The 18,925-nt window shown below is 74.5% G+C and carries 18 protein-coding genes; 9 read left to right on the forward strand and 9 right to left on the reverse strand.

Annotated elements, in window-relative coordinates:
• Window positions 1–284: 284 nt before the first annotated feature.
• On the reverse strand, window positions 285–1,478 hold the full coding sequence (locus tag ACH4K1_RS19855; protein ID WP_398090599.1) for an NAD(P)-binding protein: 1,194 nt from the start codon (window positions 1,476–1,478) through the stop codon (window positions 285–287).
• 103 nt (window positions 1,479–1,581) lie between these two features.
• Between ACH4K1_RS19855 and ACH4K1_RS19860 the strand changes: the two genes are divergently transcribed.
• The gene (locus ACH4K1_RS19860) at window positions 1,582–2,265 is read left to right on the forward strand and encodes a pentapeptide repeat-containing protein (protein ID WP_398090600.1); all 684 of its coding nucleotides are present in this window, start codon (window positions 1,582–1,584) and stop codon (window positions 2,263–2,265) included.
• A 69-nt stretch (window positions 2,266–2,334) separates the two neighbouring features.
• On the opposite strand, the gene ACH4K1_RS19865 is transcribed toward ACH4K1_RS19860, so the two are convergent.
• Window positions 2,335–2,832, reverse strand: a complete 498-nt coding sequence (locus ACH4K1_RS19865; RefSeq protein WP_073771130.1) for a hypothetical protein — start codon at window positions 2,830–2,832, stop codon at window positions 2,335–2,337.
• A 98-nt stretch (window positions 2,833–2,930) separates the two neighbouring features.
• Between ACH4K1_RS19865 and ACH4K1_RS19870 the strand changes: the two genes are divergently transcribed.
• Window positions 2,931–3,815, forward strand: a complete 885-nt coding sequence (locus tag ACH4K1_RS19870; RefSeq protein WP_398090601.1) for a hypothetical protein — start codon at window positions 2,931–2,933, stop codon at window positions 3,813–3,815.
• A 42-nt stretch (window positions 3,816–3,857) separates the two neighbouring features.
• On the opposite strand, the gene ACH4K1_RS19875 is transcribed toward ACH4K1_RS19870, so the two are convergent.
• The gene (locus tag ACH4K1_RS19875; protein WP_398090602.1) at window positions 3,858–4,520 is read right to left on the reverse strand and encodes a response regulator; all 663 of its coding nucleotides are present in this window, start codon (window positions 4,518–4,520) and stop codon (window positions 3,858–3,860) included.
• A complete protein-coding gene (locus ACH4K1_RS19880) occupies window positions 4,517–6,016 on the reverse strand; it encodes a sensor histidine kinase (protein WP_398090603.1) in 1,500 nt (499 codons plus the stop codon). The genes ACH4K1_RS19875 and ACH4K1_RS19880 overlap by 4 nt, the downstream gene beginning before the upstream one ends.
• Window positions 6,017–6,290: 274 nt before the next feature.
• Here ACH4K1_RS19880 and ACH4K1_RS19885 point away from each other — a divergent pair, with 274 nt between their 5' ends.
• The 4 genes from ACH4K1_RS19885 (at window position 6,291) to ACH4K1_RS19900 (ending at window position 10,366) form a co-directional block, all read left to right on the forward strand.
• On the forward strand, window positions 6,291–6,848 hold the full coding sequence (locus ACH4K1_RS19885) for a heme-binding protein (RefSeq protein WP_228993067.1): 558 nt from the start codon (window positions 6,291–6,293) through the stop codon (window positions 6,846–6,848).
• 55 nt (window positions 6,849–6,903) lie between these two features.
• Window positions 6,904–7,500, forward strand: coding sequence for an ankyrin repeat domain-containing protein (locus ACH4K1_RS19890; RefSeq protein ID WP_398090604.1), 597 nt, complete (start codon window positions 6,904–6,906; stop codon window positions 7,498–7,500).
• Window positions 7,497–8,732, forward strand: coding sequence for a YncE family protein (locus tag ACH4K1_RS19895; protein WP_398090605.1), 1,236 nt, complete (start codon window positions 7,497–7,499; stop codon window positions 8,730–8,732). Before ACH4K1_RS19890 ends, ACH4K1_RS19895 begins: the two co-directional genes overlap by 4 nt.
• Before the next feature lie 233 nt (window positions 8,733–8,965).
• Window positions 8,966–10,366 (forward strand): M1 family metallopeptidase, encoded by a 1,401-nt coding sequence (locus ACH4K1_RS19900; protein WP_398090606.1) that lies wholly within the window; start codon window positions 8,966–8,968, stop codon window positions 10,364–10,366.
• 186 nt (window positions 10,367–10,552) lie between these two features.
• Here ACH4K1_RS19900 and ACH4K1_RS19905 read toward each other — a convergent pair whose 3' ends face one another.
• A complete protein-coding gene (locus ACH4K1_RS19905; RefSeq protein WP_228993064.1) occupies window positions 10,553–11,128 on the reverse strand; it encodes a TerD family protein in 576 nt (191 codons plus the stop codon).
• Between the two features lie 200 nt (window positions 11,129–11,328).
• Here ACH4K1_RS19905 and arfB point away from each other — a divergent pair, with 200 nt between their 5' ends.
• Entirely contained in the window at window positions 11,329–11,763 is a 435-nt protein-coding gene (gene arfB, locus ACH4K1_RS19910) for an alternative ribosome rescue aminoacyl-tRNA hydrolase ArfB (protein ID WP_398090607.1), read from the forward strand.
• Between the two features lie 42 nt (window positions 11,764–11,805).
• Here arfB and ACH4K1_RS19915 read toward each other — a convergent pair whose 3' ends face one another.
• The gene (locus ACH4K1_RS19915; RefSeq protein ID WP_398090608.1) at window positions 11,806–12,312 is read right to left on the reverse strand and encodes a flavin reductase family protein; all 507 of its coding nucleotides are present in this window, start codon (window positions 12,310–12,312) and stop codon (window positions 11,806–11,808) included.
• A 437-nt stretch (window positions 12,313–12,749) separates the two neighbouring features.
• On the opposite strand from ACH4K1_RS19915, the gene cdgB reads away from it, so the two are divergent.
• Window positions 12,750–14,405, forward strand: coding sequence for a diguanylate cyclase CdgB (gene cdgB / locus ACH4K1_RS19920; RefSeq protein ID WP_398090609.1), 1,656 nt, complete (start codon window positions 12,750–12,752; stop codon window positions 14,403–14,405).
• A 145-nt stretch (window positions 14,406–14,550) separates the two neighbouring features.
• Entirely contained in the window at window positions 14,551–15,546 is a 996-nt protein-coding gene (locus ACH4K1_RS19925; protein ID WP_398090610.1) for a CBM35 domain-containing protein, read from the forward strand.
• Window positions 15,547–15,588: 42 nt separating this feature from the next.
• On the opposite strand, the gene ACH4K1_RS19930 is transcribed toward ACH4K1_RS19925, so the two are convergent.
• From ACH4K1_RS19930 to ACH4K1_RS19940, 3 genes are all read right to left on the reverse strand, one after another.
• Window positions 15,589–16,515 carry a 1-phosphofructokinase family hexose kinase gene (locus tag ACH4K1_RS19930; RefSeq protein ID WP_398090611.1) on the reverse strand — a complete coding sequence of 309 codons (927 nt, stop codon included), beginning with the start codon at window positions 16,513–16,515 and terminating at the stop codon, window positions 15,589–15,591.
• A gap of 146 nt (window positions 16,516–16,661) precedes the next feature.
• Window positions 16,662–17,819 (reverse strand): N-acetylglucosamine-6-phosphate deacetylase, encoded by a 1,158-nt coding sequence (nagA, locus tag ACH4K1_RS19935; protein WP_398090612.1) that lies wholly within the window; start codon window positions 17,817–17,819, stop codon window positions 16,662–16,664.
• Window positions 17,819–18,712, reverse strand: coding sequence for an ROK family protein (locus ACH4K1_RS19940; protein ID WP_398090679.1), 894 nt, complete (start codon window positions 18,710–18,712; stop codon window positions 17,819–17,821). Before ACH4K1_RS19940 ends, nagA begins: the two co-directional genes overlap by 1 nt.
• Between the last annotated feature and the right edge of the window lie 213 nt (window positions 18,713–18,925).

Genomic DNA, 18,925 nt, shown 5'->3' on the forward strand with positions numbered 1-18,925 from the left:
CCCGGCCGCCCGGTGCACAAGGAGCACCGAGCGGCTGACCCACAGGAAGAACGGGCCGCACGCCGCCACCGACGAGGTGACGGCGTGCGGCCCTCCCTATGAGGTGACGGCGTGCGGCCCTCCGTACGGGGTGACGGCGTGCGGCCCTCCGTACGGGGTGACGGCGTGCGGCCCCCCGTACGAGGTGACGGCGTGCGGCCCTCCGTACGAGGTGGCAGCCTGCGGCCCTCCCTGCGGGGTGACGGCGGCGCGGGCGGTCTCATCCGACGCCCCGACCCCGTACCTCACCCGCGCCGGGAGCCGGCCCCGGACCCGGAGCGCTGTCCTGCCGCCTTCACCGCCAGCATCGCGGCTTCGAGGCCGCTGGTGAAGGAGACCTCGCTGAGCAGCCCGGGGGCGGCGACCTGGTCGCCCGCCAGGAAGATCCCGTCCCCCCGGACGACGGAGGGCCGGTCGCGCCACGTGGTCCCGGGGCGGTCCACGGCGCCGGTGCGGCCCTCGGCCAGCGCCTCGCCGCGCCAGGTCGTGCGCTCCCGCCAGCCGGGGAAGCCGAGGTCGAGCAGGTCCTCGGCGCGGGCGACGCCTTCGGCCCGCCGCACGTCGGGGCCGATCGGGAACTGGCCCTGGAGCAGCTGTTCGCCCGCCGGGGCGAGACCGGGGTCCTGGGCGGTGAACCGCTCCAGCCAGCCGGGCGCGTCCAGGTCCGAGACGACGAACGCGTCGCCGCGCCGGGTGCGTACCGCCAGGTCCACCAGGACGGTGCGCCCGCTCTCCCAGGCGAGGGAGGCGTCGTCGAGCAGGGCGCGGGCGGCGGCGAGGGAGGTGGCGACGATCACCGGCCCGGTGCGGGCCAGCTCGCCGAGCGTCCGGGCGTCGACGCGGGTGGCCGTCTCGACGGCGACCCCGAGACCGCGGGCGTGGGCGGCCATCCGCTCGACCAGCGTCCCCCAGCCGCCGACCGGGTAGCGGGCCTCGGGCGGCAGCGAGCCGAGCCGGTGCAGCCGCTCCTGGACGAACCGGGCCGAGAGCGCACCGGGGTCGTGGTGGAACAGCGCGGTGGCGGCGAAGTGCGCGGCCGCCCGGGCCCCCTCCGCGCCGACCCGGCCCGCCGCCCAGTCCAGGAAGCGGTCGTCCACCGGCGCGGTGTGCGGGGCGCGGCGGACGAGCCGCAGCAGGGCCGGGGGCGGCATCCGGCGGAGGGCCCCGGCGCGGTGGAAGCGGAAGCGGAGCCCGTCGCGGGGCGGTACGGGGACGAGGGGGCCGAGCAGGCCGCGGCGGGCCAGCCAGGCGGCGTGCGGTCCGTGCCGGTACAGGGCGTGCGGACCCTCGTTGGCACGGTACGGCCCCTCGGCGGTCCTGGCCCGGCCGCCGAGGGTCCGGTGGCCCTCGTACAGGGTGGTCCGGGCGCCCGACTCGGCCGCGGTGATCGCGGCGGTGAGCCCGGCGAGCCCGCCGCCGACGACGTGGATGTGCACCATGGCTAAATCTCCTTCGCGTCTTTGATGATGCGACGGATCGGCGGCGGCCGCGCGTGACACGGGCGGCGGGCCCGGTGTCAGGGGGGTGCGTCACGATGGGGGCATGGCAGTGAGCGGCAGGAAGAAGAGCACGGCGGGCGGGACGGCGGCACGGCGGCCGGAGGTGCGGCTGCCGCCCCTCCTCCCGTACGGCGGCGAGGGCCTGGAGCCGGACGGGGACTACGACGGGCTGCGGTTCGACGGGGCGGACCTGGCGGACGCGTCGGGCCGGGGGGCCCGGTTCCTGGACTGCGCCCTGGACGGCTGCGCCCTGGACCGCGCGGAGCTGGCGCGGGCCCGCTTCATCGACTCGGTCCTGACGGGCGTGCGGGGGGTGGGCACGGACCTCGCGGAGGCGTCGCTGCGGGACGTGGAGGTGGTGGACGCCCGCCTCGGCGGGGTGCAGCTGCACGGTGCGGTGCTGGAGCGGGTGCTGGTCCGGGGCGGCAAGATCGACTACCTGAACCTGCGCAGGGCCCGGCTCAAGGACGTCGTCTTCGAGGGCTGCGTGCTGTCCGAACCGGACTTCGGGGACGCGCACCTGGTCCGCGTCGAGTTCCGCGACTGCGTGCTGAAGCGGGCGGATTTCAGCGGCGTCCGGATGGAGTCGGTGGATCTGCGCACGGTGGCCGAGCTGGACATCGCGCGGGGCGTGGAACGGCTGGCGGGCGCGGTGATCAGCCCGGTGCAGCTGATGGAGCTGGCCCCGGCGTTCGCGGCGCAGATCGGGGTGCGGGTGGAGGCGTGAGGGGCCCGCGCCGGGGGCCGCGGGGCCTGGAGGCCGAGGGCGGCCCCCGGAAAGTCCTGGCGGGAGGTCTCACACCCGGGGGAAGCGGGCCTGGAGGTCCCAGACCACGGGGTTGTCGGCGAGCCCTTCGTGCAGGTCGGCCAGGTCGGCGATCAGGTCGTGCAGGAAGTCGCGGGCCTCGCGGCGCAGGAGGGAGTGGCTGAAGGTGAGCGGGGGCTCGTCGCCGGGCATCCAGTCCGCCTCGACGTCGACCCAGCCGAAGCGCCGCTCGAAGATCATGACGTCCGAGGACTCGGTGAAGTCCAGCTCCGCGTACTGCCGCCGGTGCGAGCGGTTGCCGCGCGGGTCCTGGTCGATCTGCTCGACGATGTCGCACAGCGCCCACGCGAAGTCGAGCACCGGCACCCATCCCCAGGCTGTGGACACCTCGCGGTCCGCCTTGGTGTCGGCGAGGTAGACGTCGCCGGAGAACAGATCGTGCCGCAGCGCCCGGACGTCCGCGCGGCGGTAGTCGGTCTGCGGGGGATCGGGGAAGCGGCGGGAGAGGGAGTAGCCGATGTCGAGCACGGTTCGATGGTGTCACGTCCGGGGCCGGGGCCGACACGATCGGGTGAGCGTGACGCATGGGCCGGACGCATATGCCGGTTCGTTTCTAACCTCGGCACATGGTCAGTTCACCCCACGAGGCTCATCACCGGATCTTCCAGGAGCATCCGGGATTGTTCGCGAGTGCCTTCCGCACCCTGGGCATTCCGTTTCCCGAGCCCGTCGCGGTGTCGCTCATGGACACGGATCTCACCGAGATCAGACCGCTGGAGCGGCACGTGGACACACTGTTGCGCATCGACGTGGCCGGCGGGGACTCCCTGTTACTGGCGATCGAGGCCCAGGGCAGGAAGGACCCCGACAAGCGCAGCAGCTGGGCGTACTACCTCGCCCATCTCTACGCCAAGTTCCGCTACCCGTGCGTGCTCCTGGTGGTCTGCCGGGACAAGGGCACGGCGGAGTGGGCGGCCGAGCCGATCCGCATCGGCCTGGAGAGCCACCCGAGCCTGGTCGTCCTCCCCCTGGTGCTCGGACCGCACAACGTGCCCGTGGTCACCGATGCCGCGAAAGCCGCCGAGGACGTGCCGATGGCCGTCTTCTCGGCGATCACCCATAGTGACGATCGCGACATCGCTGCCATACTGGAGGCTCTCGCCAAGGCGCTCCGGGAGATGGACGCCGATGCCGCAGCGGTCTTCGCCGAATTCACCGAAGCGGGTCTGGGCGCCACCCCGGCCCGGGAGATCTGGAGGAACCTGATGGGCACTGGTCTCAGCCACTTCCGCGGTTTCGTCGCCGAGAGCTTCCGCGACGAGGGCCGTGTGGAAGGCCGTGTGGAAGGCCGGGCGGAGGACATCCTCCGGATTCTCGACCTGCGCGGGGTGGCGGTGCCGGCGGCGGCGCGGCAGCGGGTTTCCGCCTGCGCGGATCTCGCGGTTCTCGACGTGTGGTTCGAGCGGGCCGTCACCGCGCAGAGCGCCGACGCGGTCTTCGGCGACAGCTGAGGGGAGGAGCGGGGCGGGGCCGGGGCAGCGGCTCTCCCCGGCTCACGGCAGCAGGCGCTGTTCCTTGGCGACCGCCACCGCTCCCGCCCGGGTGTCCACGCCCAGCTTGTCGTAGATCCGGCCCAGGTGGGTCTTGACCGTGGCCTCGCTGATGAACAGGGCGCGGGCGATGTCGCGGTTGCCGAGCCCCTGGGAGAGCTGGGCCAGGATGTCGCGTTCGCGGTCGGTGAGGGTGGGGCGGGGGCTGCGCATCCGGGCCATGACCCGGCTGGCGACGGGGGCCGAGAGCGTGGTGCGGCCCTGGGCGGCGGACCGGATCGCGGCGAACAGCTCCTCGGGGCGTTCCGCCTTCAGCAGGTAGCCGGTGGCTCCCGCCTCGATGGCCCGGGTGATGTCGGCGTCGGTGTCGTACGTGGTCAGCACCAGGACGTGGACCGTGCCGTCGGCCGCGATGCGGCGGGTGGCCTCGACGCCGTCGATGCCCTCGCCGAGCTGGAGGTCCATGAGGACGACGTCGGGGGCGAGGCGGGCGGCGAGCACCACCGCCTCCTCGCCGCTGCCGGCCTCGCCGACGACCTCGATGTCGGGTTCGCTGCCGAGGAGCGCGAGCAGTCCGGCGCGGACGACCGCGTGGTCGTCGCAGAGCAGGATGCGCACGGAAGGCACGGGGGGCACGGGGGGCCTCTGCGGGCCGGGGCCGGTCATGCGGGGTCCTCCGGGGCGGTGGGCGGTGGGGTGGTGGACGGGGCGGGCGCGAGCGGGATCCCGGCCGAGAGCACCGTGCCCTCGCCCGGTGCCGACTCGATGGTGAGCGACCCGCCGAGCTGGCGCACCCGGGCCCGGATCGCCGGAATCCCGTGGCCGCGCACGGTGCCGGAGCCGCGGACGGTGTCGTGGTCGCGCACGGCGCCCGGGCCGCGTACGCCCGCGGGCTCCACGGTGAAGCCGCGGCCGTTGTCGCCGATGTCCAGGACCACCCGGTCGTCGAGATGGGTCAGGGTCAGCCCGGCGGCGGTGGCCCCGGAGTGCTCCCGCACGTTGGCCAGGGCCCCTTGGGCGATGCGCAGCAGAGCGGACTGCACCCGGTCCGGCAGGGGCGCGGCCGGGGCGCCCTCCACATGGCAGTGGACGGTGAGCGCCCCCTCCGCCTGGGCGCTCTCGCGGGCCGCCAGCGCGTACAGGGCCGCTTCCAGGCCGCCGCCCTCCGCCAGGTCGGCCGGGGCCAGGTCGTGGACGAAGCGGCGGGCCTCGGCGAGGTTGCGTTCCGCGATGCCGGTGGCCGTACGGACGTGGCGGCGGGCCGCCGCCGGATCGGTGCTCCAGGTGCGGTCGGCCGCCTGGAGCAGCATCTGCTGGCTGGACAGGCCCTGCGCCAGGGTGTCGTGGATCTCCATGGAGAGCCGCTGGCGTTCGGCGAGGGTGCCCTCGCGCCGTTCGGTCGCGGCCAGTTCGCGCCGGGTCCGCAGGAGGTCGTCGATCAGCTCGCGCTGCCGGGCGGCCAGCTCCCCCTGGCGTACCGCCTGGCGCCGCATGTGGACGAAGACCGCGGTCGCCACGGCGGCGACGGCGGGCGGGGCGAGCACCAGGTTCGGGTCGAACCCGGTCGCCAGGCGCAGTTGCGCGGCCACGACGAACGCGGTGAGCAGGGCGACCAGCGCGAGCGCGGCGCGCGGCGGCAGGATGCGCAGCCCGGTGTAGAACAGCGGCACCGCGCACCACGCGAAGCTCGGCGCCAGGACGACCAGCACCATCCAGACGACGACGAGCACGCCGAGCCAGGCGACCCGGCGCGGGGTGGGGCGCGAACCGAGGACGGGGCCCAGCAGGTACAGCACGGCCAGGGTGATCGACAGGGCGATGATCCACGGGGTGCGGGCCTCGCCGGGGTGCCGCATCAGGAACCGGGTCAGCGAGGCCCCGAGCAGCAGGAAGAACGCGGCGTGCATGAGGAACGCGAGCCGGCGCGCCTCGGGGTCGCCACCGGAGCCGGGCCTGTCCGGGGCGGGGTCGGACCCGCCCGCGACCAGGCCCGGGTCGGGGCCCGCGCCGGGGCCGCCCGCGCCGGGGCCGCCCGCGGCGGGGTCCGGACCGGAATCCGCGCCGGGCCCGCCCGCGGCCGGGCCCGAGCGGGGGTCCGCGTCGGGTCCGGCCCCGACGGGGCCGACTCCCTCCGGGGGCCGCCGATCGCTCCGGTGGTCCACCTTGTACCTCGTGTTCCGTCTCGCCCGACCCCGCTGACCTGCACGGATCTTCCATGGTGACCCGATCCGACCACCCCCGCATCAGCCGATCGGCTGACGGGGGCGTCGGCCGACCCGCAGGCCGCTTCCAGCCGGTACGCCGACCGTACGGGAGGGGTTCTGCCGGGAGGATCGATACCGGAGCGAAACCCCCGGACACCTCCGGGCCGCCTCCGCCCCACGCCCCCCCGGAACACGCCGGGCCACCGGGTCACCGGTTCACCAAGGAGCCACCATGAAGAAGCTGTCGCCGCGCACCCGTGTCGCCACCGGCGCCGTCGTCGTCGCCGCCCTCGGGGCCGGCACCTTCGGCGCGATGTCCGCCAGCGCCTCCTCCCCGGCCGCCGCCCCCGCCGCCGCGGTCAAGGCCGACACGAGCAACCGCAACCTCCAGCAGACGACGCACCTGACCGTCGCCGCCGCCACCGAGGCCGCACAGGCCACGCTCGACGCGGCGAAGAAGGAGAACCAGCGGATCTCCGTCGCGGTCGTCGACCGCAACGGCAACACCATCGTCTCCCTGCGCGGCGACGGCGCGGGCCCGCAGTCCCCCGAGTCCGCGGTGAAGAAGGCGTACACCGCCGTCTCCTGGAACGCCCCCACCTCCGAACTGGTCAAGCGCCTGGAGCAGGCCCCCAACCTGAAGGACATCCCTGGCACCCTGTTCCTCGGGGGCGGCGCTCCCGTGCAGGTCAAGGGCGCCCCGGTGGCGGGCATCGGCGTGGCCGGCGCGCCCAGCGGCGACCTCGACGAGAAGTTCGCCCGGGCGGGCGTCGCCTCGCTCGCCCGGTAGCCGCCAGCCCGCCCCGGACGCCCGCCCGACCGGAACAGCCGAGAACGGAGTACCCGTGAACGCCCTCGATCACGACCTGCTGACCGCCGCCCGCACCGGTGACGCCGACGCGGTGCGCACCGCGATCGAGGGCGGCGCCCGGATCGACGTCCGCGACGAGGAGTTGCGCACCCCGCTGCTCCTCGCCGCCCTCGGCGACCACGTCGAGGCGGCCCGGCTGCTCGTCGCCGCCGGAGCCGATCCCAACGCCCAGGACCGCCGCGAGGACAGCCCGTGGCTGGTCACCGGCGTCACCGGCAGCGTCGCGATGCTGCACGTGCTGCTGCCGGCCGGCCCGGATCTGACCCTGCGCAACCGGTTCGGCGGCGTCTCCCTCATCCCGGCGAGCGAGCGCGGCCACGTCGCGTACGTACGGGAGGTGCTGCGGGTCACCGACATCGACGTCGACCACGTCAACCGGCTCGGCTGGACCGCCCTGCTGGAGGCGGTGATCCTCGGCGACGGCGGCTCCGCCCACCAGCGGATCGTGGAGCTGCTGCTCGCGGCCGGGGCGACGCGGGACCTGCCGGACGGCGACGGGGTGACGCCGCTGGCCCACGCCGAGCGGCGCGGCTTCACCGAACTGGCAGCCCTGCTGCGGGACGCCGCGTGACCGGGGAACGCGGCCCCCGCGCCCCCCTCCGCGCCTCGGACCCGAGCGAGGGCCCGCCGGCCCCCGGCCCCCGTCTCCGTCGCCTCGCCCCCGGCCTCCTCGCCGCCGTCCTGCTCACCGGGTGCGCGACCGGTACGACGGAGGCGGCCCCCGACACCGCCTCCACCCCGGGCACATCCGCCGCGACCGGCGCCGTGACGGCCCCCGACCCGTCCCGAGCCCCCGCCGGCCGCACCCCCGCGGGCACGCTCCTCGTCGCCGACTTCGGCAGCGACACCGTGACCTTCGTCGACCCCGGCCCGGACGGTTCCGGCGAGGGCGGGGCCCCCATCGCCTCGGTGAAGGCCGGCACCGCGCCCTACGGACTCGTCGTCGGCGAGGACGGGCGCGCCTGGGTGGCCACCGCCGAGGGCGTCGCGGTCCTCGACACGCAGCGGCGGATCCGGCTCGCCCTCGTCCCGTACGCGACGGAGTCCGGGCCGGTCACCACGGGCGAGTACCGGGGCGGCGGCATGGGCATCGCGATGGCCCCGGACGGGAAGCACGTCTACGTCGGGGTCAACGTGCCCGGCGGCGACGGGGCGGTCGAGGTCATCGACACCGCGACCCGCGAGGTCACCGGCGCCGCCGCGGTCGGCCTGCGCCCCTTCGACGTGGACGTGTCGCCGGACGGCCGCGAGGTGTACGCCACCGGTCACGACTCCTTCGACGTGACGGCGGTGGACGCCGACTCGCTGGAGACCCGGCGCATGGAGGTCGCCCCGTACGGCACGGAGGGCGGGCTCGGATCCTGGCTGAAGCCGCACTACGCCGTCGTACGCCCCGAGGACGGCAAGCTGCTGCTGCCCTTCGAGGGGGAGCGGCTCGCGGTGCTCGACCCCCGTACCGGAGAGGTGGCCATCGAGCCGATGACCGCCGACACCCACCAGCACGGCGCGGCCCTGACCCCCGACGGCACTCTTCTCGTGGTGGGCACCGGCCCGATCGGCGCGGAGGACGAGGGCCCCTCGCTGACCGTCCGGAGCCCCGACGGAACGGAACGGACCGTGCCCCTGGACGGGCCGCACGAGGACGTGGCGGTCTCGCGGGACGGCCGCACGGCGTACGTCACCGGCGGCTTCACCCGCGAGGGCTACTGGAACGGGATCACAGTCGTCGACCTGGACGACGAGGAGAGGGAGCCGGTCCGTCTGAAGGCGGGCAACCGGCCCCTCGGTATCGCCGTCCTCTGAGCCGGGGCCGCCCGCTCCTCCCCCGAGGCGGGCGGCCCCTCCCGTCTTCGTGGCCGTCACCGAAGCCCCCCGGGGCCGCGGCCACCAGCCGGCGCCCGAGCCCAGGACCACCAGCCGGGGCCCGGGCCCCCGGCCGGAAGCCGATGCCCGGGCCCCCGGCCGGAAGCCGGTGCCCGGGCCCACGGCCCGAAGGCGCGACCGGCCGCCGTCGTCCCGCGACCTAGGATCGACCGGTGAACCCCCGCACCCCGGCCGCCGCCCCCCTCCTTCTCGCCCTGGCCCTCGCCCTCCTCGGCTCGGGGTGTTCCGGCGGCGTCGAGGGGACGCCCGGTGCGACCGGGCTGCGCGACCCGTACTTCCCGGGGCTCGGCAACGGCGGCTACGACGTCACCCACTACGGCCTGAAGCTCGACGTCGACCCCGCCGTGGGCCATCTGCGCGGCACGGCCACGATCACCGCCCGCGCCACCCGGCGGCTGAGCGCCTTCCACCTGGACCTCGCCGGCCTCGACGTGGAGAGCGCCTCCGTCGAGGGGCGGCCCGCCGCCGTGAACCGGGCGGGCAGGGAGCTGACGATCCGGCCCGGCGCGGAGGTGGAGGACCGGCTGCGCGAGGGGCGCACCTTCACCACCGTCGTGCGGTACGCGGGCTCCCCGCAGGCCCTCACCGACGCGGAGGGCCAACGGGAGGGCTGGCTGCCGACGGCGGACGGAGCCGTGGCCCTCGGCCAACCGACCGGTTCCATGGCCTGGTTCCCCGGCAACCACCACCCGAGCGACAAGGCCGCCTACGACGTCGAGGTGACCGTCCCCGAGCCGCTGACGGCCGTCTCCAACGGGGAGCTGGTCTCCCGGCGTACGGTGAACGGCCGCACCGCCTACCGCTGGCGGACCGCCGAGCCGATGGCGAGCTATCTGGCGACCGTCGCCGTGGGGGAGTTCACCACCCGGCGGTCGCGCACGCCCGACGGCATCCGGCTGTTCACCGCCGTGGACCCGGAGTCGGCGGCGGCGAGCGAGGAGGTGCTGGCGCGGATTCCGGCGGTGCTGACGTGGGCGGCGGAGAAGTTCGGGCCGTACCCCTTCACCTCCGCCGGGGCGATCGTGGAGCGCGAGGACGACGCGGCGTACGCGCTGGAGACCCAGAACCGGCCCTTCTTCCCCGGCCCGCCCGACACCGCCCTGCTCGTCCACGAGCTGGCCCACCAGTGGTTCGGCGACTCCGTCACCCCGAAGAGCTGGCGGGACATGTGGCTGAACGAGGGCTTCGCCACGTACGCGGAGTGGCTCTGGGCCGCCGACCACGACGGCGTACCGGTCGGGGAGAGCTTCGCGAAGGCGTACGAGGACGACGCCAACTGGTCCTTCCCGCCCGCCGATCCGCCCGCCGCCCCCGACCTCTCCGATCCGCCGGTCTACGGGCGCGGGGCGATGGTCGTGCACCGGCTCCGGCTGGCGATGGACGACGACGAGGCGTTCTTCGCGCTGGTGCGGGGGTGGACGGAGAAGTACCGGCACGGCAACGCCTCCACCGACGACTTCACCGCCTACGTGGAGCGGCGGACGGGCCGGGACCTCACCGGACTGTGGGACGCCTGGCTGCGCGGCGGGAGCCGGCCGCCCCTGGAGGACTGAGCGGCTCCGGCCTCTCCCCGTCCGGTGCGCGGTGGAGCGGCGGGCCGCCGCCGGGCGCGGCGGACCGGGGGAGGGGCCCCGCGCACGCCGGAGCCCCCGGCCGCCGGTGGCGGCCGGGGGCTCCGGCGAAGCAGGCGAAACGGTCCGGCGGAGGTCCGCCCGGGGCATCGCGTCGGAGGCCGAGGCTCAGAGGTTGACGCCGAAGTCCTGGGCGATGCCGCGCAGACCGGAGGCGTACCCCTGGCCCACCGCGCGGAACTTCCACTCGGCGCCGTTGCGGTAGAGCTCGCCGAAGACCATGGCGGTCTCGGTGGCGGCGTCCTCGCTCAGGTCGTAGCGGGCGATCTCGGCGCCGCCCGCCTGGTTGAGGATGCGGATGAACGCGTTGCGGACCTGGCCGAAGTTCTGGCTGCGGGTCTCGGCGTCGTAGATGGAGACCGGGAAGACGATCTTGTCCACGTCGGCCGGGAGGGCCGCCAGGTTGACGTTGATCTGCTCGTCGTCGCCCTCGCCCTCACCCGTGACGTTGTCACCGGTGTGCACGATGGTCTGGTCCGGCGTCGCCTTGTTGTTGAAGAAGACGAAGTGGCCGTCCGAGACGACCTTGCCCGCCGGGTTGACCGCGATGGCCGAGGCGTCGAGGTCGAAGTCGGTACCGGTGGTGGTGCGGACGTCCCAGCCGAGGCCGACCGTGACGGCGGTCAGGCCCGGTGCCTCCTTGGTGAGCGAGACGTTGCCGCCCTTGGACAGGCTTACTGCCATGGGAAGTCCCTTTCCTCGTCGTGTACGGGCTTCGTGCCATCACGAAAGCTACCGTCACCCGTCATAACGCAGGCAGCCGACCACGAGGTTCCTGGTCGCTTTACTTTCTTTGCCGAAATGGCGGTACGGGGGCGGCGTTCCGCGCCCCGGGGGAGGCGGGAGGCTAAAGAAGGTGACGGGCGGGGGTGCGGGCAGGGACCATGGGGGACATGTCCGGGCCCTATGTCATCCGCGGTTCGGTCTCCCTGCCGGAGGCCGAGCTGATGTGGCGTTTCTCGCGGTCCTCCGGACCCGGCGGCCAGCACGTCAACACCAGCGACTCCCAGGTCGAGCTGCGCTTCGACCTGGCGGCGACCGGCGCGCTGCCCGAGGTGTGGAAGGCGCGGGCGCTGGAGCGGCTCGCGGGCCGGCTGGTGGACGGCGTGGTCTCCGTACGGGCGTCCGAGCACCGTTCCCAGTGGCGCAACCGGGAGACCGCCGCCGTACGGCTCGCGGCCCTCCTGGCCGAGGCGACGGCCCCGCCGCCCAAGCCCCGGATCAAGCGGAAGGTCCCGCGCGGGATCAACGAGCGGCGGCTGCGCGAGAAGAAGGCGCGCGGCGAGACCAAGCGGGGCCGCTCGGGCCGCGACTGGTAGGCCGGACGGCGGACCGGAGCCTCCCGGGGCTGACCCCGCCCGTCACCCCAAGTGACGGTAGCGGCCCTTGAAGTACGTCAGCGGTTCGCCCTCCGGGCTGGGCAGCTCCGCCGTGAGCACCCGGCCGATCACCAGGGTGTGGTCCCCGGCCACCACGCGCTGCTCGGTGCGGCACTCCAGCGTCGCCAGCGCCCCGCCGATCAACGGAGCGTGCGCCGTCCCGCCCCGTGTGTACGGGACGTCCTCGAACAGCAGCCGGTCGCTGATCCGCCCCTTCATCGCGAACCGGCCCGCGATGTGCCGCTGGCTCGCGGCCAGGACGGAGACGGCCCACAGAGGCTGCTCCTCCAGCAGGTCGTCCATGCGGGAGCCGTTGCGCAGGCTCACCATCACCAGAGGCGGTTCCAGGGAGACGGACATGAAGGCGGTCGCCGTCATGCCCACGTCCTCGCCCCGGCCGTCCTCGTCCAGGGGCGGCTCCTGGGCGGTGACCAGCACCACACCGGCGGCCAGCCGCGCGAGTGCGGCGCGGAACTCGTCGTTGCTCACCCCTTCAGCATGCGGGACGGGCTGGGGGCGTGGGGGGAAGGGTTTCGTCTGGAGCACAGGAAGACGCTAACCGGGCGGGCCGGGGGGCCGCATCGGGCCTGAGGACCAGGCGGGTCCTAGGACCGGCGGCCGGCGGCGTCGCGGGGCCGGGCCGACGGCGTCGCGGGGCCGGGCCCGGGGGCCCCGAGGAGCGGGCGGGGGCGTGCGCGGGCGCACTTCTTCCGACCCCGGCCGTCCCTGCGGGCGCGGAACGAGCGTCGTCGCCGTGAGTCACCGGAACCCCCCGGTCATCTGTTGTGACTTGAGTCACAGAGTCCATTTTCTGCTGACCCTGTGTACCGGGTGCACAGCTCACTGTGATTCAGTGGCGGTGACACTACGACAAGTACGTCGATATGAAACCTGGAGTTGCTGTCGAGGTCCCGGGGGTGCGAGCGATGGAGGCCGAGTCGGAGCCGTACGTCCGCCTGGCGACCATGCGGCAGCTGCATCAGGCCGTGGCCGACCTCAACACGGCCCGGAGCCTGGCGGACACCCTCCAGAGCGTGGCCGACGGAATCGTGGGGGGCCTCGGCTACGAGCTGGGCTGCGTCAACCTGGTCCGGCCCGACGGCGACCTCGTCATCGCGGCCTTCGCGGGCAACGCCGCCGCGGAGGCCCTGATCACCGGCCGGGTCGGCTCCCGCGCCTCCTGGGAGCGGCGGCTCTCCATGGGCGAGGCGTGGGACGACCTCCGGTTCATCCCGCACACCGAGGGCTGGGTCCTCCTCGACGACGACGTGCCCCAGTGGCACACCGAGGGGCCCGAACCCCGGTTCGAGGACGAGTGGCACCCGCTGGACCGGCTCTACGCCCCGATGTACGCCTCCGGAGGCGGCCGGGACCTCCTCGGGGTCATATCCGTCGACCGGCCGCGCAACGGGCGCCGCCCCGGCGCGTGGGGGCGTGAAGCGCTCCAGATGTACGCCTCCCAGGCCGCCATCGCCATCGGCAACGCCCGCCTGCGCGCCAACATGCAGCGCGCGCTGGTCCGGCTGGAGCGGGAGCAGCAGGCGCTGCGCGCCAGCGAGGAGTCGTTCCGGCAGGCCTTCGAGTACGCGCCCAGCGGCATGGCCATCGCGGAGATGGGCGGCGACCAGCACGGGCGGCTGCTGCGCACCAACGACGCCCTGTGCCGCCTCCTGGGCCGTCCCGCCTCGGTCCTGCGCCGCCACTCCTTCGCCGACCTGGTCCACCCCGAGGACATCGGCACCCTGCTGCGCACCTCCGCCGAGGGCGGCCGGGCCGAGCTGCGGCTGAGCCGCCGCGACGGCACGTACCTCTGGGTCTCGCTCCGCAACTCGGTGGTCGCGGACGCCGCGGACGGACCGCGCTTCCTGCTCACCCACGTCGAGGACATCGAGGAGCGCAAGCGGCACGAGCTGAACCTCGCCCACCGCGCCTCGCACGACGCGCTGACCGGGCTGCCCAACAGCGCCGAGCTGAAATCGCGGCTCAGCGCCCGCATCTGCGAACGGCCCCACACCCCGGCCGCCACCGCGATCGAGGCGCTGGACGCGGCCTACGGGGACGTGGAGTCCTCCCTGGCCCACGGCTACCGGGCGGACGGCTACGAGGGCGAGGCGGTCCTCGGCGGCGGGCCCTTCGACCACCATGTGCACACGGAGGCCCCCGACCCGGAGCGCGACGACGGGACGAAGGGGCTCGCGGTCCTCTTCTGCGACCTCGACGGCTTCAAGTCCATCAACGACCGCTTCGGGCACCACACCGGGGACGCCGTGCTCATCGAGGTCGCCCGGCGGCTGAGCGCCTGCGTGCGCGACGGCGACACCGTCGCCCGGCTCGGAGGTGACGAATTCGTCGTCCTCGCGGACGGCCTCGGGGGGGCGGACGCCGCTGACCTGGCCGTTCGCCTACGAAATGCCATCATTCCGCCCATCAGGGTCGATGGCCGGGCGGTCCGCGTCGGAGCGAGCTTCGGCATCGGCTGGGCCGAGTGCGGGATGAGCGTGGAAGAGGTCCTGCGCTCCGCCGACCAGCGGATGTACGTGGAGAAGCGGTCCCGTTCGAAGGTTCACCGCAGGGCGGGATGACGTTCACGGCCCGTTCCTCCCCCTACCCGGTACCCGTTCCCCCGGGGGCGGCCGGCGCCCCCGAGCGCACTTCGGGGGCTGCTCCGTTCGAGGTAGGCTCGGCCGGTCGGCGACGGCTGGCGACATGGTGAGGAGTGACCCAGGGATGACGGCCGGAAACAACGGCGCGAGCAGGCCCGAGGACGACGATCCGTTCGGCTACCTGTACGCGGACGGACAGGCGGCAGGCGCCCAGGCGCCCGGCCAGGGCGGTTACGGCTACCCGGGGCCGGCCGCGCAGCCGGGCGTGCCCAGAACGTCCTACAACCAGGTGCGCGCCGTCGGCGAGCGCCAGTACGGGCAGCAGCAGGGCGGGTACGGCTACCCGCCCCAGCAGAGCTACGGCCAGCAGCCCGCGCAGCAGTACAACCGGCCGAACCCGCAGTACGCGGCCCCCGAGACCCACCCGGGCGGCGGGGCCCACGGGCAGCCCCCCGCGCACGGCGGGCACGGCGGCGGTCCGGGCCGGGGCGGGCCGAACACCAGGGCGCTCCTGATCGCGGCGGTCGCCGTGGTCGCGGTCGTCCTCATCGGCATCGGCGCCGCCCTGCTCACGGGCGACGACGGCGACAAGGACGACACGAAGAACGAGGCGACCTCCTCGCAGGGCCCCGCCGGCGAGGTCGAGGAGTCGAAGAAGCCGGAGAAGGAGAAGCCGAAGGAGACCCCGAAGCCGGTCGAGCTGCCGAAGCAGGACGCGGCGACGCTGACGCTCGGCGGCACCGCGTCCCTGGACTCCACGGTCAAGGGCGCCAAGGGCGCCAACGGCAACTACATCAACCTGAACGAGGTCGGCCGGTCGGCCACCTGGACGGTCGAGGTCCCCGAGGCCGGCGCGTACACCCTGTACGTGACCTACGGCGTCCCCGGCAAGGACGCGAAGACGACCCTGACGGTCAACGGCCAGGAGCCCCGCTCCATCAACATGAAGAACTTCGCCCAGGCCCCCGAGGGCGACCTGGAGAAGGGCTGGACCAACACGTACGCGTACGTCCAGCTCGACAAGGGCTCCAACACCCTCAAGCTGTCGTGCGAGACGGGCGACCAGTGCGACGCCAACCTCGACCAGCTGGAGCTGAAGTCCGGCCACATCAAGAGCTAGCCCCCGGTGTGCGCGATGACGCCCTGACCGCCCCGGAGGCGGTCAGGGCGTCGGCGTGTGCGGCTCCACCACGACGCGCGGCAGCAGCTCCGCGTAGGCCGCGGCGTCGAACTCGCCGGCCGCCGGAGCCAGCACCGTCGCCGCCGACAGGGCCACCGCGCGGGCGAGGCGGTCCGGCCAGTCCAGGCCCTCCACCAGGCCGGAGAGCAGCCCGGCCACCGCGGAGTCGCCCGCGCCGGTCGGGTTGCCGCGCACCGGGGCGGGCGGAGCGGCCCGCCACACGCCGTCCGGGGTGAGGGCGAGGACGCCGTCCGGGCCGAGCGAGGCGACCACGGCGTGGGCCCCGCGGCGGCGGGCGTCCCCGGCCGCGCGCAGCGGGTCGCGGGCGCCGGTCAGCTGGGCCAGCTCCTCCGCGTTCGGCTTGACCAGGTCGGGGCGGGCGGCGATGCCCCGGCGCAGCGGTTCCCCGCTGGTGTCCAGCAGCACGGGCACGGCGGCGGCGCGGGCGGCCCGGACGAGCTCCGCGTAGGCCCCGACGTGGATGCCGGGCGGCAGGGAGCCGCAGAGCGCGACCGCGTCGGCGCCGGCCAGCAGCTCCTCGTACGTCCGCAGGAAGGCGGCCCACTCGGCGGGGCTCACCTGCGGTCCCGGTTCGTTGAGCTGGGTGGTGTCCCCGGTCGAGCGGTCGGTGATCGCGAGCGTGCGACGGGTGTTCCCGGCCACCGCCACGAGGGCGTCGTGCGGCGGGAGCGGGGCGAGGAGGGAGCGCAGGACGTCCCCGGTCGCCCCGCCCGCGAAACCGGTGACCACGCTGTCGTGGCCGAGGGCCCCCAGCACCCGGGCGACGTTGAGCCCCTTGCCGCCGGGGCGCTCGGCGACCTCGCCGACGCGGTGGCTGCCGTGCGGGACGAGCGCGTCGACGGTGTACGTCACGTCGAGCGCGGTGTTCAGGGTGACGGTCAGGATCACTCGCCGGTCCCTCCCTCGGTACGTGGCCCCAGCGGCGGGCGGACCGCCGACGGCCCGCGATGTCGGTGATCATGTCAAAGCGATGGCGGTCGGCCCAAGTCCCGGGGGCCGACCGCCATCGCTTCGTTACGTGCTCGCCCGGCCGGCTACGCGGTCTTCGGCTCGACGATCCACTCGCCCCGCCGCATGACGCCCTTGAGGACGAAGTCCTCGTCGAGGACGACCAGGTCGGCGTCCTTGCCCGGTTCGAGCGAGCCGACGCGGTCGTCGACGCCGAGCAGCCGGGCCGGGTTGGCGGAGATGGACCGCACGACGTCCTCGACCGGAATCCGGTCGAGCGTGACGGCCCGCCGGAACGCGGTGTCCAGGGTGAGGGTGGAGCCGGCGATGGAGCCGCCCTCCACCAGCCGGGCGACCCCGTCGCGGACCTCGACCGCGAGCGGGCCGAGCTGGTACTCCCCGTCGCCGAAGCCGGCGGCGTCCATCGCGTCGGTGATCAGCGCGACGCGGCCCGCGCCCTTGTGGCGGTAGGCCAGCTCCAGGACGGCCGGGTGCAGATGCGTGCCGTCGTTGATCAGCTCCACGGTGATCCGGTCGTCCTCCAGGAGGGCGGCGATCGGACCGGGCTCGCGGTGGGCCAGCGGCGGCATCGCGTTGAACAGGTGCGTGGCGACGGTCGCACCCGCGTCGACGGCCTCCACCGTCTGCTCGTACGTGGCGTCCGTGTGGCCGATCGCGGCGATGACCCCCAGCTCGGCGAGGAGCCGTACGGAGTCGAGGCCGCCGGGCAGCTCGGTGGCGAGGGTGACCATCCGGGCGGCCCCGCGGGCGGCGTCCACCAGCTTGCGGACCTCGGCCGGGTCCGGGTGGCGCAGCAGCTGCTCGCTGTGGGCGCCCTTGCGGCACGGAGAGATGAACGGGCCCTCGAAGTGGATGCCGGCCAGGTCGCCCTGCTCGACCAGCTCGGACAGCTCGCCCGCGCGCCGGGCGAGGAAGTCCATCTCGCCGGTGACCGTGGAGGCGACCATCGTGGTGGTGCCGTGTTCGCGGTGCGTACGGATGCCGGTCAGGACCTCGTCCACGGTGCCGGAGGTGAAGGAGGCCCCGCCGCCGCCGTGGTTGTGCATGTCCACGAAGCCGGGGACCACCCAGTGGCCCGTGAGGTCCACGGTCCGGGCGTCCTCCGGGGCGGAGGCGGCGATGCGGGCGCCCTCGACGGCCACCCGGCCGTCCTCGACCGTGCCGGTGGGGAGCACCACGCGGGCGCCGGCGAGAACGGTGCTGTCTGCTGCGCGAGGGGCCATCAGGCGGATACCTCCGTGGAGAGTAGATCCCAGGCGAGCAGCCCCGCGCCCAGGCATCCGGCGGTGTCCCCGAGGGCCGCCGGGACGATGCGGGGCAGCTTCTGGAACGTGACGCGTTCCTCGACGGCCGCACGCAGTGGTGTGAACAAGGTTTCCCCGGCTTCGGCGAGGCCGCCACCGATGATGAGCGTCCCGGGGTCGAGGAGGGTGAGGGCGGTGACCAGGCCGGCGGCGAGCGCGTCGACCGCGTCGCGCCAGACCGCGATCGCCGCCGGATCGCCCGACTCGACGGCCTTCGCGCAGTCCGCGGCGTCCGCCTCGGGGTCTCCGGAGGCGGCGGCCCAGGCCCGTGTCACCGCGGCGGCCGAGGCCAGCGTCTCCAGACAGCCGCGCTGGCCGCAGCTGCAGTCGGGGCCGTCCGGGCGGACCACGATGTGGCCGATCTCGCCCGCGTCCCCGTGCGCGCCCGCCTCGATGGCCCCCCCGATGCCGATGGCCCCGGCGATCCCGGTGCCCAGCGGGACGAAGAGGAAGCGGTCCGTCCCGCGCCCGGCCCCGATGCGCCCCTCGGCGAGCCCGCCGGTGCGGACGTCGTGGCCGAGGGCGACCGGGAGGGAGCCCAGCCGCTCGGAGAGCAGGGCGCGCAGCGGCACGTCGCGCCAGCCCAGGTTGGCGGCGTACACCGCCACGCCCTTCTCGGAGTCGACGATGCCGGGCACGGCGACCCCGGCGGCGACCGCGCTCTCGCCGAGGTGCTCCTCGCCGTGGGCCCGCAGCTCCGCCGCGAACGCGAGGATGGTCTCGACGACCGCGTCGGCGCCGCGCTCCCGGCCGGTGGCCCGCCGCGCCTCGTGGAGGAGGGTGCCGTCGGTCCCGACCAGTGCGGCCTTCATTCCGGTGCCGCCCACATCGAGGGCGATGACATGTCTCACGGGAGACAGTTTCGCCCGCCGGCCCCAAAAGGTCTAGTCCACTAGAGCGGTTTGTTACGCATCCATACAAAATGATGGGAGCGTGAAGACGGAGCGTTTTCCGCCGAAAAGTCGCCCACGGGACGCCCGGGCGGAAGGGAATCCGGCCCAAAGGTCTGGACCAAGATACGGGCC

The sequence above is a fragment of the Streptomyces sp. NPDC017448 genome, from assembly GCF_044330565.1.
Taxonomy (GTDB): Bacteria; Actinomycetota; Actinomycetes; order Streptomycetales; family Streptomycetaceae; genus Streptomyces.